The 13,444-nt window shown below is 54.3% G+C and carries 12 protein-coding genes; 10 read left to right on the top strand and 2 right to left on the bottom strand.

The window, feature by feature from the left end; genetic code table 11:
- The first annotated feature begins 264 nt into the window (after positions 1–264).
- The 10 genes from HMPREF0577_RS05350 (at position 265) to lipA (ending at position 10,196) form a co-directional block, all read left to right on the top strand.
- Complete coding sequence (locus tag HMPREF0577_RS05350; RefSeq protein ID WP_004012709.1) at positions 265–1,314, top strand: P-loop NTPase family protein; 1,050 nt, start codon at positions 265–267, stop codon at positions 1,312–1,314.
- Between the two features lie 351 nt (positions 1,315–1,665).
- Complete coding sequence (locus HMPREF0577_RS05345; protein WP_004012708.1) at positions 1,666–2,022, top strand: hypothetical protein; 357 nt, start codon at positions 1,666–1,668, stop codon at positions 2,020–2,022.
- Between the two features lie 41 nt (positions 2,023–2,063).
- On the top strand, positions 2,064–3,425 hold the full coding sequence (locus HMPREF0577_RS05340; RefSeq protein ID WP_169305147.1) for an FtsK/SpoIIIE domain-containing protein: 1,362 nt from the start codon (positions 2,064–2,066) through the stop codon (positions 3,423–3,425).
- Positions 3,426–3,621: 196 nt separating this feature from the next.
- A complete protein-coding gene (locus tag HMPREF0577_RS05335; RefSeq protein ID WP_004012706.1) occupies positions 3,622–4,407 on the top strand; it encodes a lantibiotic protection ABC transporter ATP-binding protein in 786 nt (261 codons plus the stop codon).
- Positions 4,404–5,204 carry a lantibiotic immunity ABC transporter MutE/EpiE family permease subunit gene (locus tag HMPREF0577_RS05330; protein ID WP_004012705.1) on the top strand — a complete coding sequence of 267 codons (801 nt, stop codon included), beginning with the start codon at positions 4,404–4,406 and terminating at the stop codon, positions 5,202–5,204. The genes HMPREF0577_RS05335 and HMPREF0577_RS05330 overlap by 4 nt, the downstream gene beginning before the upstream one ends.
- Complete coding sequence (locus tag HMPREF0577_RS05325; protein ID WP_004012704.1) at positions 5,201–6,046, top strand: ABC-2 family transporter permease; 846 nt, start codon at positions 5,201–5,203, stop codon at positions 6,044–6,046. The genes HMPREF0577_RS05330 and HMPREF0577_RS05325 overlap by 4 nt, the downstream gene beginning before the upstream one ends.
- 63 nt (positions 6,047–6,109) lie before the next feature.
- Complete coding sequence (locus HMPREF0577_RS05320; RefSeq protein ID WP_004012703.1) at positions 6,110–6,772, top strand: response regulator transcription factor; 663 nt, start codon at positions 6,110–6,112, stop codon at positions 6,770–6,772.
- A complete protein-coding gene (locus tag HMPREF0577_RS05315) occupies positions 6,760–8,262 on the top strand; it encodes a sensor histidine kinase (protein ID WP_004012702.1) in 1,503 nt (500 codons plus the stop codon). Before HMPREF0577_RS05320 ends, HMPREF0577_RS05315 begins: the two co-directional genes overlap by 13 nt.
- Before the next feature lie 69 nt (positions 8,263–8,331).
- The gene (gene lipB / locus HMPREF0577_RS05310; RefSeq protein ID WP_004012701.1) at positions 8,332–9,015 is read left to right on the top strand and encodes a lipoyl(octanoyl) transferase LipB; all 684 of its coding nucleotides are present in this window, start codon (positions 8,332–8,334) and stop codon (positions 9,013–9,015) included.
- Between the two features lie 116 nt (positions 9,016–9,131).
- Positions 9,132–10,196, top strand: a complete 1,065-nt coding sequence (lipA, locus tag HMPREF0577_RS05305; RefSeq protein WP_050750035.1) for a lipoyl synthase — start codon at positions 9,132–9,134, stop codon at positions 10,194–10,196.
- 36 nt (positions 10,197–10,232) lie between these two features.
- On the opposite strand, the gene HMPREF0577_RS05300 is transcribed toward lipA, so the two are convergent.
- Together HMPREF0577_RS05300 and HMPREF0577_RS05295 are read right to left on the bottom strand one after the other, a co-directional pair.
- Positions 10,233–11,891 carry a class I adenylate-forming enzyme family protein gene (locus HMPREF0577_RS05300; protein WP_004012699.1) on the bottom strand — a complete coding sequence of 553 codons (1,659 nt, stop codon included), beginning with the start codon at positions 11,889–11,891 and terminating at the stop codon, positions 10,233–10,235.
- Between the two features lie 108 nt (positions 11,892–11,999).
- A complete protein-coding gene (locus tag HMPREF0577_RS05295) occupies positions 12,000–12,374 on the bottom strand; it encodes a hypothetical protein (RefSeq protein WP_004012698.1) in 375 nt (124 codons plus the stop codon).
- Positions 12,375–13,444 lie beyond the last annotated feature (1,070 nt).

Genomic DNA, 13,444 nt, shown 5'->3' with positions numbered 1-13,444 from the left:
ACAGGGGTAAAAGTCGCACACAAGGGCACACAGGGGGCTTAGGCGGGCTTCCTCGCGGCAGCGGCCATCGCTTTAGCCGGACAGCCCTAAGGGCACCCAGCCCGCCGTAAAGACGACAGCGGCAGTCGCGGTTAACCCTCGCCAGATAAAAGCCCTGATAATGGCGTTACAAAACTCGTAAATTTTCGTCTACCGGGTGGGTCTTACAATTGAGGCATAAGAACTTTTGATTTTCAGAAAGAGGTTCGTCAGGAGGAACAACAGATGAGGGCAACAAGAGACTGGATGTTGACAATTCCAGCAAGCAAATTTGACAAAAAAGAGGTCGAAAACAGGCTAAAAAAATATCAGTACATCGGACAGTTGGAAAAAGGAAAAACCGACACGGAATATTTGCATTGGCAAGTTTTTGTACACGGTACCATAATAGGAGCAGCGATTCGTTTTGACACGCTGAGAAACAAATTCGACGGACAAGTTCATTTGGAACCGCGATGCGGAACAATTTTGGATTGCATCAACTACGTCACGAAATTGGACACCGCCGTCGCAAAGAAAGACGATGATTATGAATATATCACAGAACACCCGGAGCTTAGTCCAATTCGAATTCGACAGGACGGTCAAGATAATTGGGACGACCTCAGAAAAAACGCGAGGACAAAGTCACGAATAAGCAACGAGGAAATATATCAAGAAATCATTTCCGGAAAAACCGCGGGACAAATCATTAACGACCACCCTGAGTTGGGAATGCAATTCTTGAAAATCAAAGCCCTGGAAAACGGCATCAAAGAAGAGCAATTCAGGGGGTTGCAAACCGAGGACAGGGAAAATATTGAGGTTAACTATCTTTGGGGACCGCCGGGGGCAGGGAAATCATGGCACGTTCTCAACGAAGCAGGGTACGACCGCAGAGACATTTACCGAAAGAACGGCTACCAGCACGTTTGGGACAACTACCAAGGTCAGAGGGTGTTGATTCTCGAGGACTTCACCGGACAGATTGGAATCGAGGAATTACTACAGGTCACAGACATATACGCCACAGAATTGGATGCCCGATACAGCAACCATTACGCGGGCTGGGAGGTGGTTTGGATAATCAGCAACCTTAGGCTAGACGATTTGCTCAAAAAATATCCAAAGGAGTTACGCCCGGCGTTGGTCAGCCGCATTACAAACGTTTACTTAATGGAGGATAGAGAAATGATAAACCAAAACGAATTATGGGCTGGACAATTACGGGAGACACGAGAGAAACCGTGGCTATATCCGAAGTCAATTCCATTATTCCCTGACCTGGTTGGATAGAACAATGAAAAGATACAAAAAAAGATACAAAAAGAGCACCCTTGTATCAAAAGGACAGCCACCTTAAGGCTTAAACACAAAGAAACAAATAAAAAGATACAAGATACAAACGTGGGGTAATACTATACCCCCCGTTTGAACCGCCCTTTCCGGGCGGCTTGCTCGCAGAGTCGGAGACCCCGCCACCGAGCGACGGGGGGCTTGCTTAAGGCTGCCCTCCCGCCCCTTGGGTGCGTTCGGCGTCGGGGCGGCAACCCGCCAAATACAGGGCGGAACAGAACAAAATTTGGCACGACAGATTTTTATTTTGATTTACACATTAACGCAAACTAGTTTAAGGAGAATTTCAAAATGCGTATTATCACTAATTCACAATTGTTTAACGGCGAAACCGGCTGGGTTTTGGCGACATTAACACCGATTTCGGATTTGAAACCGAAAACTCGCGGGGACGAGACCGTCAAAGTCAACGATAAAACCGTTTATCGGTTTCCGGCAAAAGTTCTGGCTCGCGGGCGGGACGGTCAATTGCATGAAGCCAACAACGTCACAATCGGGATTCTGAACCCGGATGCACAAATGCAGCCTGGCGGGTTTTACGAATTCAAGGGCACGATTTGGGTCACACCCTACACGAGCGAACGAACCGGCAACCGCGTGCAATACAGTTTAATTGTCGACGATATTGCTGAAAAGCAAGCCAAATAGTTTTTAAAGAGAAATCCCCGGAGATGGGGAAGGAGAATGAAATGCAAAACAACACAAACCCAAATCCGGGGATTCTAGTTCTAAAATCAACAGTTTTTTCGTTAACTCAGTTAACAATTATCGCGGCGGGATTGTTTTATTTCCGAGATAACATTAATTTAAAAGTCGCGGGGATTATCGCAGCAATTGTCGTGGTTGTCATTCCAGCCATTATCGCGATTATCGACCGGCTCAGGGGAACACCGAAATGGATAAACTTTTTGGGTTACGCCTTGGGCTGGTGGAGAATTGATTGGTTTAAATGGGCACGGAAATGGCGAGCAGCACGGCTTTGGGAAATGCTCGGCTACGACGAGGGCGGGAAAGTCACATTGACCAGAACCCGCAGCGGCGACATTTTGCGAGCTAAGGTTCCGGGGCTTGACCGGGAGCGGCTGATTACCGACCTTAAAAAATATCTCGACCGGCGGAAATACGCCACAATCACACCCATTGACCACGAGGGTCGCACAGATTTCGCGGAGGTTTTTCTTTGGAGAACAGATCCATTGAGACAGGCGTTTGAAATCACCACACCGGACGAAGTAGTCACCGACACGGAGGCGGGAAGAATTCAGGGGTTGGCAAGAGACGATTTCGGGCAAGACGTCAACCTAGATTTTTCGGGGGTTTCAGGGATGCTTGTCGCGGGCATGAGCGGCAGCGGAAAGACATTGAGCCTTATCAGCGGGTTGTTCCCCTACTTTTTCGAGGGAGCAAAGACCGGGGAGACGAAACTTTTTATCGCGGACGGCAAGGGGGGCGGGGATTGGTCGGCGTTGGCACCGTTGGCGTTGAACCGCAAACCCGGAGAAGTCGACATTTCGGAGTTGGCACACATCACGGGTTGGCTTTGCCAAGAACGCCGCAGGCGGGTGGATTTTTGCGAACAGGTCGGGGTTGCGAACGGCTGGAACCTTCCAAGAAAACAAATGCCGCATTTTACACTAATTGTCGATGAATGTCAATTGTTTTTGAGCCAGGGCAACTTTTTCACCAAAGAAGAAAAACATGCATACCAGCAGGTCATTAGGGGTATCACAGAGCTTGTCAAAATGGGACGCTCGGCGGCAATAACAGTGATATTAATCACACAAAAGACCGACGGAGAAGCAATCCCAACGCAAATCCGGGACATTGCCCAGTTAAGGGTTTCGTTCCGGCAACCGAACCGGGTTGGCAGCGAGCTGATTTTCGGCACGATACCAGAGGACGCGATTTCACCACACGAACTACCAGCAAGGATGCCGGGACTCGCCGTGGTTTTGAACGACCGCAGCGAATACACCCGATGCCGGTTCAACTATATCACGGACAGCACCGCCAGGAATTGGAGGGAAATGGCGATGCGAACCACCCATTAAACCACCCATTTCGGGGTTTGGTCAGGCAATAAAACCGGGTCTGAACAGCACAAAGAGCAATAAAGGTTCGACCCCCTCTGGGTCCACGTTCGAGTCCCTCTGGGTTCACAGTGCACGCAACCCGTACAGTGCACACAACCTGTACAGTAGCGGTCATCTTTACTGATTCTTTATTTTTCCCTTTCATACTGGGTTCATGAGGTGCCTCCCGGATTCCCGGCTAGCGCCTCATGAACCATCAAAAGAAACTGCCACGAAGGGGAAAACGATGACAGATTATATTTTAGAAACCAGGGAGCTGGTGAAACGCTTCGGGCGGGGCAAAAACCAGCAGACGGCGGTAAACCAAGTGTCCCTGCACGTGGAAACCGGGAAAATCTATGGACTCCTGGGACCCAACGGTGCCGGTAAATCCACGACTCTCAAAATGATTACCGGAATGTTGCGACCCACGGCCGGGGAAATCCGTTTCCAGGGGCATCCCTGGGAGCGTCGTGACCTCTACCATCTGGGAGCGCTGGTGGAACAAGCCCCGCTGTACCCAAACTTGAGTGCCCGAGAAAACCTGGAAGTGCGCACCACCCTGCTGGGGCTGCCAAAAAGCGAAATCGAGCGCGTGCTGGAAATAGTCAGCCTGGCTGACACCGGAAAGAAACGCTGCGGAAAATTCTCGATGGGCATGAAGCAACGCCTCGGCATCGCTCTGGCACTGCTCGGGAATCCGCGACTGCTGATTCTGGATGAACCCACTAATGGTCTTGATCCGGTGGGAATCGAGGAACTGCGGGGGATAATACGCAGTTTCCCCAAGCGTGGCATAACCGTGCTGCTTTCCAGTCACATCCTTACTGAGGTGCAACGCACGGCGGATACCGTGGGGATTATCGTTGGCGGGAAACTCGCCTATGAACAGGCGCTGCGAGACGGCGAGGACCTAGAAGCCCTGTTCCTGGACGTGTGCCGGAAAGGGGGCATCCGGTGAATCCAGAAATGCTTTGCACTACCGCGCCCCATCCAGTCTCGTTTTTTGCCCTGCTGCGTGCCGAAACCAAGAAATCACGCCACGGGGCACCCCTGCGACTGGCTGTATTGTTGGCGCTGCCATTTCCGCTGCTAGCCCTGGGGATAGCCATGTTTATTCCTCCCCTGGGACTGCAGTTCTTCCCATGGAATTATTGGTACACCCTGCTGTTTCCAGTCGCTTTAGTGTTGCTGTCAGTAGTCACGGCTAGACTTGATTCTCGCCTCGGGCACCGCGCCTTACTCTCGCTGGGGACACCCCGGTGGCGCTTGTGGCTGGCGAAACACTGCCGTTGCTGGTTTTTGGCGGCGGTGTCCAACCTGATTGTTTTTGCTATCTATGCGTTGGGTGCGTTGTTGGTGCCGGGTGAATCCGCGAGGATACTCCCGATGCTGGCAGCGGCGCTAGCTATCACGGTTTTGAGTTCTTGGATAGTCCCAGTGGCGATTTTCCTGACGGCACGGTTGGGAGTGCTGGCGGGAGTCTTCGTGCCCCTGATTATCCAGTTAGTCCTGGGCTTTGCTTGGTTTGCGGTGCCATTTTGGCCACTGTTCCCACCAATCGCCACCGTGATTGTCCCCACCAGTTTCCTGCCAGTTTTACCCAGTGCCGAACCAGCCAGTGCCGACCCAGCCTTGGTGGCCAGCCTCACGGGTGGTGGACAGGTGGTCTTGGCGCTGGTCTGTGCTATAGTTTGGAGTGCGGTGTTGACCGTCCTGGGGTTGAGGTGGTTTGCGCGCTCGGAGGAGTTGCGATGAGCAGCAAGGACACGCATCTTCTCCCGATGTTTTCCCCACGAATCACCTTCGGGCGGGCGGTGCGAGCAGAAACGCGGCGTTTGCGTCATTCTTTTCTGTTGCCCCTACATCTGGCGTGTGCATTAGTGGCTGGCGGGGGTGGCGGGGCTTATTTTGCTTTCGCGGCCTGGAATCCCACCCTGGGAGCCGATGCTTTTGTGCAGCTATTGGGAGCAATGATGCCGCTGATGGTGGGAATTATTTGCGGCATAGACGCGGATCTGGAAGGCGAGGCTACCAGGTTTTCCAACTTGGTGGCGCAAGCTTCTAGGTGGCGCGTGTTCGCGGCGAGGGTATTTACATTGTGGATGCTGGGGGCGCTGGCTTTGGGCTTGGCGGTGGGCGTATTCGCGGGCAGCCTCCAGCTGACAGGAAGACAAAGCCTGGAGGCCACCACCTGGATAGGAACCTGGCTGGGACTAAGTCTGGGCAGTGTTTCGCTGTATCTGATTCTTTATGTGTTTGCCCTGAGATGGGGGCGAAATGCCAGTATCGCGGTGGGTGCCGTTGGTCTGATGCTGGCCTTCTTTTCGATGGGCGGCTTAGCCCACGGTTTAGTGACCGGCAAACTCACGGCCAGTGAACTAAATGTATTCTCGGTTCTGCCCACTAGCTGGCCGGCGCTGCTGGGGGCTTTACCCATAGAATTAGCGGTGGCGTGGCACGCGGCTGGGGACATGGCTAGCGTGGTTTTGGCCACGTGGCAACAGGCAACGGGAATCTGTGGTTTTGGTCTCGTGATTTGCTACGGTGGAGCTGCCTGGTGGATTCGCCGTTTCGAACCGCGCCAAAGTGACGCCTAGGGAATACGAAACAATGGACGGCGCTTGGCACATGGTGACAGTCAGCAAACAAGGAGGTGTGGAATGGCACGAATCTTGGTGATAGATGACGAAGTGGCGATTACGGATTTGGTGGCGCGAGCCCTGTCCCGTGATGGGCAGGCTGTCTCGACGGTAAACGACCCGCAACAGGTGCTACGTCTCGATTTGCGTTACTACGACCTTATCCTGTGCGATGTAATGATGCCGGGGCTCGATGGTTTTGCCCTGGTGGAGCTAATCCGCAACCGGGTGGATTACCCCATCGTGTTCCTCACCGCGAAAGTCGGTGAATCCGATGCTATCCAAGGGCTCGAAATCGGAGCCGATGACTATATTCGCAAGCCTTTCAGCCTGGGGGAGCTTCGCGCCAAGGTTAAGGCGCATCTGCGCCGTGACCAGCGCGGCCGTATTCAGGTTTTCTCTTTGGGGTCGGTACGTTTCGATATGGGGGTTCATGAGGTGCTAGTCGGAAACAAGGCCGTAAACTTGACGCCCACGGAATATTCAATCTGTGAGTTTTTGGCGCTGAATCATGGGCAAGTGTTCTCTAAAGAGCAAATTCACGACGAAGTATTTGGCTGGAACGAAGCGGCGGGGGAAACCTCCATTTTGATGCACCTGAGTAATGCGCGTGGCAAACTGCGCCAACACGGGATTGACCCCATCAAGAATAAGCGTGGGGTGGGATACAAATGGGAAGTGTGAAATTGCCACGCGTGGGGCTAAAGTTTCCTCTTTCCCTGGTGATAGGGCGGTATTTTCTCTATGTGCTGCTTGGGGCGCTGTTTGCGATGGCGGTGCCCTGGAGTGTCTTTACTTGGCAACTGAACACCGGGGCAGTTTTGCCGGCCAACTACGCCGAGAAACACTTAGCAGAAGTGAAGAATCGTCTGGCGATTCGTGAGAGCTTCAAGGCGGAGGAAATCCCCTCTGCCTACCGATACGCTCTGTGGGATGAAAATGGCAGTTTGGTGGCTGCTGATATGGACGAGGTGCAGCGAAAAATCGCTCGCTACCTGGTATTTTCACCTCGTAAAACGCCAGAAACCGTGAGCTATCCAGGGGGGAATTTTGTCTCCTTTAGCCTCGCAAAAGGAAATAAATGCGTTTTGAGCTATCACCTCATGCCCCAGTGGGCAAACAAAAATCTGCGCGATGGGCTGCCTAACCCTCAAAACCTGTATCTGATTGCCACTGTAGCCGGCTTGACGGCCATAGTGGGGGTCACCGCCTGGCGAGCCGGCTTGGTGCTGGGGAAAAAGATGCGGCCACTCACCGAAGTGGCTCGAGCCGTCGGACGGCAAGACTTCACCCAAACGGTGTCCACCAGCAATGTTGTCGAAATCGATCGGGTGCTACGTGCCATGGAACAAATGCGTGATTCTCTGTACACTAGTTTGACTAGGCAACAAGAAACCGAACGGCAAATCCGGGAACAACTGGCCGCTCTGGCGCATGACCTCAAGACCCCGCTGACAGTGGTGTTGGGTAACATGGAGTTGCTGGCCGAGGACGCGGCGGCAGGAAAGCTCGGTGCGGAACAGGCGCAATGTCTCCAGGCGGCTCGGGACTCGGCCTTGATTATCAGCGAGTTCGTCAACGTGATTGTACAAACCACATTGGGACAATCCCAGGGGCTAGACATACGGCCAATAGCGTTGGGAAAGTGGCTTGAACAGCTGGAACACCAGGCGCAAAACCTTAGCGCTACTCGCGGAATCACCCTGGAGACTTCGCGTTGCCCCGTGCTAACTAAACTTCTAGCGACCAGCACGGATAAACCCCAGTTCAAAGGCGATGCCCTGGCCTTACAACGCGCGGTATTAAACCTGGTTGACAATGCCTGCGAGCACTCGCGTGGACAGCAGGTGAGGCTGAAATTCTCGGTGTTGAATGAGGCTGCGTTTTTGGTTATCTGCGTGGAAGATGACGGCGTGGGTTTTTCGGCTCTGGCGCTGCAGCGCGGCTGCGAGCGATTCTTCCGGGATGACGTTTCGCGAGGTACCACTCGGGGCGCGGCGCACTTTGGTTTGGGTCTGGCCGTGGCGGCAGAGGTAGTGCGAGCACACGGGGGAACGATACAGCTCTCGAACCTCGAAGATAGACAGGGCAATATCTGTGGAGCTCGCGTGAAACTTAGCCTGCCCCTCATGAACCCGACTGAAACCGCTGAGCCTAACAAGAACGTCGGTTGAGAGAAGCGAAAACGTGCAATTGCGCGTAATTGCCCCTAGAAAAATCCTGTAAGTCGGTAAGATTACAGAATGCGCATCGAGAATCTTTTGAAACGCGGGCTGGTGAAATACGAGGAAGTCGACCAGCTGCAGCGCGAGATATGGGCGGCAGTACGTGACGGCATCCAAGACCACACGCTGCTGGTGGCGCAGTTCGAGCCGACCTATACGGCGGGGCGTAACACGCATGAAGTCGATTTGCTGAACAAAGAACTACCGGTAATCCGTACCGACCGGGCGGGGTCTCTCACCTGGCACGGGCCGGGGCAGCTGGTGATTTATCCGCTTGTGAAACTGCGCGAACCGGTGGATTTGATTGCCTATATTCGCGCCGTAGAAGCCGCTGTGGTTGACGCGGTGCGCGATACGTGGGATGTTCCGGTGGAAACCATTAAAGGCCGTGCCGGGGTGTGGATGCGCTACCGCGATGCGGCCGGGCGTACTGCCGTGCAACGCGGGGTGGGGCAAGACCGGAAACTGTGCGCAATCGGCTTAAAAGTAGTGCAGGCAACAACATTGCATGGCTTAGCGCTGAATATTAACCCTGACTTTTCCAACGCGTTTACCGGAATTATTCCCTGTGGTCTAGCGGACGCGGGGGTGACTTCGCTTTTTGAGGAAGGTGCATATCCGGCAATGAATCAGGCCGCCGCCGTGATTACCGGACAGCTCGCGAAGAAACTCCAGCCGCTCTTGGCGACTGGCACCTCATGAGCCGGTAAACCAAACCACCAACCGAAGCCGCGCGGAACCTACAAGAAAATTCGCAAAGCGACCCCGAAACGGGTATTATGCCACAATAAAAAATGTTACAAAGCAGGGGAGGGGCAATGTCAACGCTGGAGACGGAACGCACCCGTAAACCACTGCGCCTAGAGGTGCGAAACGCCCAGACTCCGCGTGAAAAACACCCCCAGTGGTTGCGTATCACCGCGAAAAGCGGTTCGGAGTATTTGGCGATGCGCGAGCTGATGTCAGGCGCGAAACTGCACACCGTGTGCGCCGAGGCCGGATGTCCCAACATCCACGAATGCTGGGAAGACCGCGAGGCGACATTTTTGGTCGGCGGGGCAATTTGTACCCGACGTTGCGGTTTTTGCGATATTGCCTCCGGTAAGCCCGAGCCCATCGACCCAGGGGAGCCGGAACGACTGGCGCAAACCGTGTCACACTTGGGGTTAAAGTATGTCACTATCACCGGCGTGACCCGCGATGACCAACCCGAGGCAGCGGCTTGGCTCTACGCCGAGGCCACCCGACAGATTCACGCCGCCTGCCCCGAAACCGGGGTGGAACTGCTGGTGGACGACTTTCGTGGGGCGCGCCGCGCCGTGGGGGAAGTGTTTAGTGCCGAACCGCAAGTTTTTGGGCACAACCTGGAAACCGTGCCGCGCCTCATGCATCGGGTGCGCCCGGCCTTCGACTACCACCGTACTTTGGACATTATTTCCCAGGCGCGCTCCCGGGGGCTGATAACCAAGTCGAATCTGATGTTGGGGCTGGGGGAGGAACGCCACGAAGTCGAGGCTACGATGCGCGATATGCTGAACGCCGGGGTGGATATTTTGACTATTACCCAGTATTTGCGCCCCTCGCCGCGCTATTTGCCGATTGAACGCTGGGTGAAACCCCAAGAGTTCGTGGAGTTGAAGAATCTGGCTTTGGAGATGGGTTTCGCGGCCTGTATGTCCGGGCCGCTGGTGCGGTCAAGTTATCGTGCTGGGAAACTCTGGGTAGCCGCCATGCACCACTATGAACGCCTAATTCCTCCGCAGTTTGCGCACCTGGAGGACGGCTCCGATAAGCCCGCCTGGCAAGAAGCTGAGTCGGTGGTACAACGCCAGCAGCAGCGCGAACAGCGTTGTGCTTCGGCAAAGTCCGTCGTCTGTGCGTAGAGTTCCTTTTCACGAGGCGCTAGCCGAAATCCGGCACTAGTGGAAACAATGGCGCAGGAGTTCCCGGTCGGGTTTCCCGTTGGAATTGAGGGGAATCGCCGGGACAATTACCAGGCGGCGGGGCAGTTCATAAGGCGCCAATCGGGCGCGCGCCGCTTCGCGAAGCTCCGCTAGCGGGGGCGGGTTTTCCGCGTCTTTCGCCACCACCACTGCACCCACAGCCTCGCCCCACTTCGGGTCAGGAACCCCTACTACGGCCGCCTCGGACACAGTGGGCAGCGCCGCGAGCGCCTCGGCCACCTTGGTGGCAAAAACTTTCTCACCACCCGTGTTGATAGTGTCGCTGAGCCTTCCCCTGAGACGCAGGAAACCATCCTGGTCAAATACCCCTAAATCCCCGGTTTTCAACCACCCGGTTTCCGGGTCTATCATAGCGGCGCTCAGTTCGGGGTCACGAAAGTACTGACCGGTGACACTCGGCCCGCGACACTCTAACTGTCCGATGGTGCCCGGGGGCACCGGCCGGCCGTCCTTACCGGTGACGCGCAGCTCGATGTGGGGGAAGGCCCGACCCACCCCGATTTCGCGCCCCGTCATCACCTCGCTGGTCAGACACGCCCCAGAGGCACTCTGCTCGGTCATGCCCCAAATATTGATTGGCCCCCAACCTAAGGCAATGACCCGCGCCGCGAGTTCCGTATCCCAGGCCGCCCCGCCCACCAGCGCACGGGTAAAACTCGAGGTGTCGTAATTCCCCGTCTCGGCCGCGTCGGCTAGGAGCCTAAACATGGTGGGCACCCCGAACATCATCTGAATCCCGAAGCGCTCGATAGCTCGCAGCACCAGCCCAGGATTGAATTTCTCGAACACCACCACGGTGCCACCGTTCGTGAACAAATCCGTGGTGGTGCCGTTGAACCCGCCGATATGCGACAGGGGAGCAGCCACGGCTTCGACACAATCCGGGGAATATTCGAAGGCCTCGCGAAAATTTTGGCAGCCCCACCACAGGTTTTTATAGGTCAACAGGGCAGCCTTGGGGCTAGCGGAGGTGCCGGAAGTATAGATAATCGCGCCGGGCGTGGTGTCCGTGCAAATCGGCAACGACCCCAGTTGGCGCCTCATGCACAACGCTAAGTCCAAAGCGGAAGGTGACCCGGGCGACCCGGAGGTGGGGGAGCTATCGGCGGAAACGCGAGCAGCCATGCTGGTTGTGCCTGGAAACGTGACAGATGGGGCGCACCACCGCGCTAATTCCCCAAACTCCACGACCTTTCGGGGTTCTACCCCCGACGCGCTCAAGGCAGCGGCGACTTTTGCGTGGTTATCCGTGTCCATAAAAATCACTTCCGGCTCACAGTGTGCCAGCACTCCGGCCAGTTCGGCCTCGGGATATTGCCAATTCAGCGGTACTGTCACCGCCGGCAGTGCGGCCGCAGCGGCATAGGTCACGAGGTGCCACGGGGAATTCTTGCCTATCACCGCTAGACGCGCGCCGGGCCGAACACCCCAATCGCGCAACAGTCCCGCTAACGCCACCACGCGCGCAAAAGCTTGTGCCACGTTCCAAGTCTCGCACCTCTCCAGATCGGTGTAGTCTGGGCGTACCCAAATCAGGGAACGCCGCCCGGGGTGGCGCAACGCGGCTTCTTGCAAGAGGCGCAAGGGCGAATAGTCAATTGTCTCAAAGGTCACGCTAACACTTTAGTCTGGTGCGTGGGTTCATGAGGTGCCATTCCAAATCCGGTCGAAATCCTTTGCCGTCTTCTCATTGATTGGGAATTGGGCACCGGATAAGCCTGATTACCTCGAATCAGCTGCGGTTGGGGTATCGCGGGTGTCGCGGGTCAGGAAGGCGGCGGTGGAATTACTCAGTACCGCGAGTCCGGTATAGAACACGCCCCACGCCAAGGCGGAGTCGTTCATATAGATAAAGGTTGGTAGCAGCCAAAACAGAAAGGGGCAAATAATCCACAGGATTCCGAATCCTCGTTTCGCCCCGTCCCAGGCTGAAAGCGCCAGCACGATTGCGGGGAAAATTAGGAAGAGGGTGGTGATAGCGGACACTATTCCTGTTTCTGGGGTAGACAGCCTCCACAGCAGGGGAATCAACAGATAGCAGACCAATAGAGCGGCAAGTCGCCCCCAGGTTTCCCTTACTGGCAGTTTAGGTTTCATGATGCTATCCTTTCCTCGCTCTGTTTGGTGTTAATAGTACCATAAGATGGTATCTAGAATCTGGACAATTCCTGGCTAGGACTAGCCCACGACGGGATATCGTCAGGGAGAACCTCGCAGCGATAAGTTTCCTCGACGAGCCACTCGCCGCATCGGTTTTCCGCAGGGCAAGCACTTTCTGTTTGTGGGAGTATTTAATCTGAACAAATAATTCCACGAAGATTCCATATTTGTTCCAAAACAAAAGGCTGCAAAACGGCTAGGACATCAATGGCTTAAATAATCGCATTTTATGCTCCTTTGTGAGGCGTGAGGACTTTCCCCGGTAGCATAGTCCCATGAAAGCTGCTAACGGTACCCCCAAATGAAAAATACAGTACTAGTCCCGGTATTTGGGGTCAGCGGTTGCACACCTAGTTTCCGATATTGGCGTGAACCAATACTCAGACACACAGGAACAATTTTACCCAAGATAGCCATCTTACGGTTCCTTTCAAACTAAAAGCTTTCATTCACCTCACCCGCACTTCACCCGGCGTGACTGGCCACGGTGCCAAGCCTAGTCCGCTACAACCCCCTAGAATACTGGCCAAAATAGAGAAAAATCTACCATAAAAGTGGGTTTTCGACCGTTGCAGCCTATCAGCTCCCGCTATCCAATCAGACAGGGTTATGCGTACACCTACAGCTGGGAAAAAATTTCCATAAAGTAAAAGCAGGTTTGCTCTCATAAGGAGAGAAAGCATTCCTAAACTTAGAAAAATCAAGGTTAACATTGGAGTAATTTTTATGCCGAAAAATTGCTGATAGTATAAACAGTTCTTTTCTTATCAACAGTGTTCGTAACACCTAAGTAAAGAGTGTCTTTTTGAATAGTTTTCATTTCATGTTGTCCTTTTCGTTGATTGTTTTACTATATTATGACCTCTAGCATGAAAAACCAAACATGAGACCAGGGTTTACGCCACGCCAACAGCAAGCACACATAAAGACGAAAATTTACAGACGCACAAAATGATATTTAGGTCACAATAACGCGCTGTACCGCTATGAAATGCCTTACGCATGGG

Source organism: Mobiluncus mulieris ATCC 35243 (assembly GCF_000160615.1).
Taxonomy (GTDB): Bacteria; Actinomycetota; Actinomycetes; order Actinomycetales; family Actinomycetaceae; genus Mobiluncus; species Mobiluncus mulieris.
This window is presented reverse-complemented; position numbering and strand designations above follow the sequence as displayed.

What these genes read in the sequence shown, in the direction of transcription:
- HMPREF0577_RS05350 (WP_004012709.1), top strand. Translation starts at nt 265, where the DNA reads ATGAGGGCAACAAGAGACTGGATGTTGACAATTCCAGCAAGCAAATTT.
- HMPREF0577_RS05345 (WP_004012708.1), top strand. Translation starts at nt 1,666, where the DNA reads ATGCGTATTATCACTAATTCACAATTGTTTAACGGCGAAACCGGCTGG.
- HMPREF0577_RS05340 (WP_169305147.1), top strand. Translation starts at nt 2,064, where the DNA reads ATGCAAAACAACACAAACCCAAATCCGGGGATTCTAGTTCTAAAATCA.
- HMPREF0577_RS05335 (WP_004012706.1), top strand. Translation starts at nt 3,622, where the DNA reads ATGAGGTGCCTCCCGGATTCCCGGCTAGCGCCTCATGAACCATCAAAA.
- HMPREF0577_RS05325 (WP_004012704.1), top strand. Translation starts at nt 5,201, where the DNA reads ATGAGCAGCAAGGACACGCATCTTCTCCCGATGTTTTCCCCACGAATC.
- HMPREF0577_RS05320 (WP_004012703.1), top strand. Translation starts at nt 6,110, where the DNA reads ATGGCACGAATCTTGGTGATAGATGACGAAGTGGCGATTACGGATTTG.
- HMPREF0577_RS05315 (WP_004012702.1), top strand. Translation starts at nt 6,760, where the DNA reads ATGGGAAGTGTGAAATTGCCACGCGTGGGGCTAAAGTTTCCTCTTTCC.
- lipB (WP_004012701.1), top strand. Translation starts at nt 8,332, where the DNA reads ATGCGCATCGAGAATCTTTTGAAACGCGGGCTGGTGAAATACGAGGAA.
- lipA (WP_050750035.1), top strand. Translation starts at nt 9,132, where the DNA reads ATGTCAACGCTGGAGACGGAACGCACCCGTAAACCACTGCGCCTAGAG.
- HMPREF0577_RS05295 (WP_004012698.1), bottom strand. Translation starts at nt 12,374, where the DNA reads ATGAAACCTAAACTGCCAGTAAGGGAAACCTGGGGGCGACTTGCCGCT.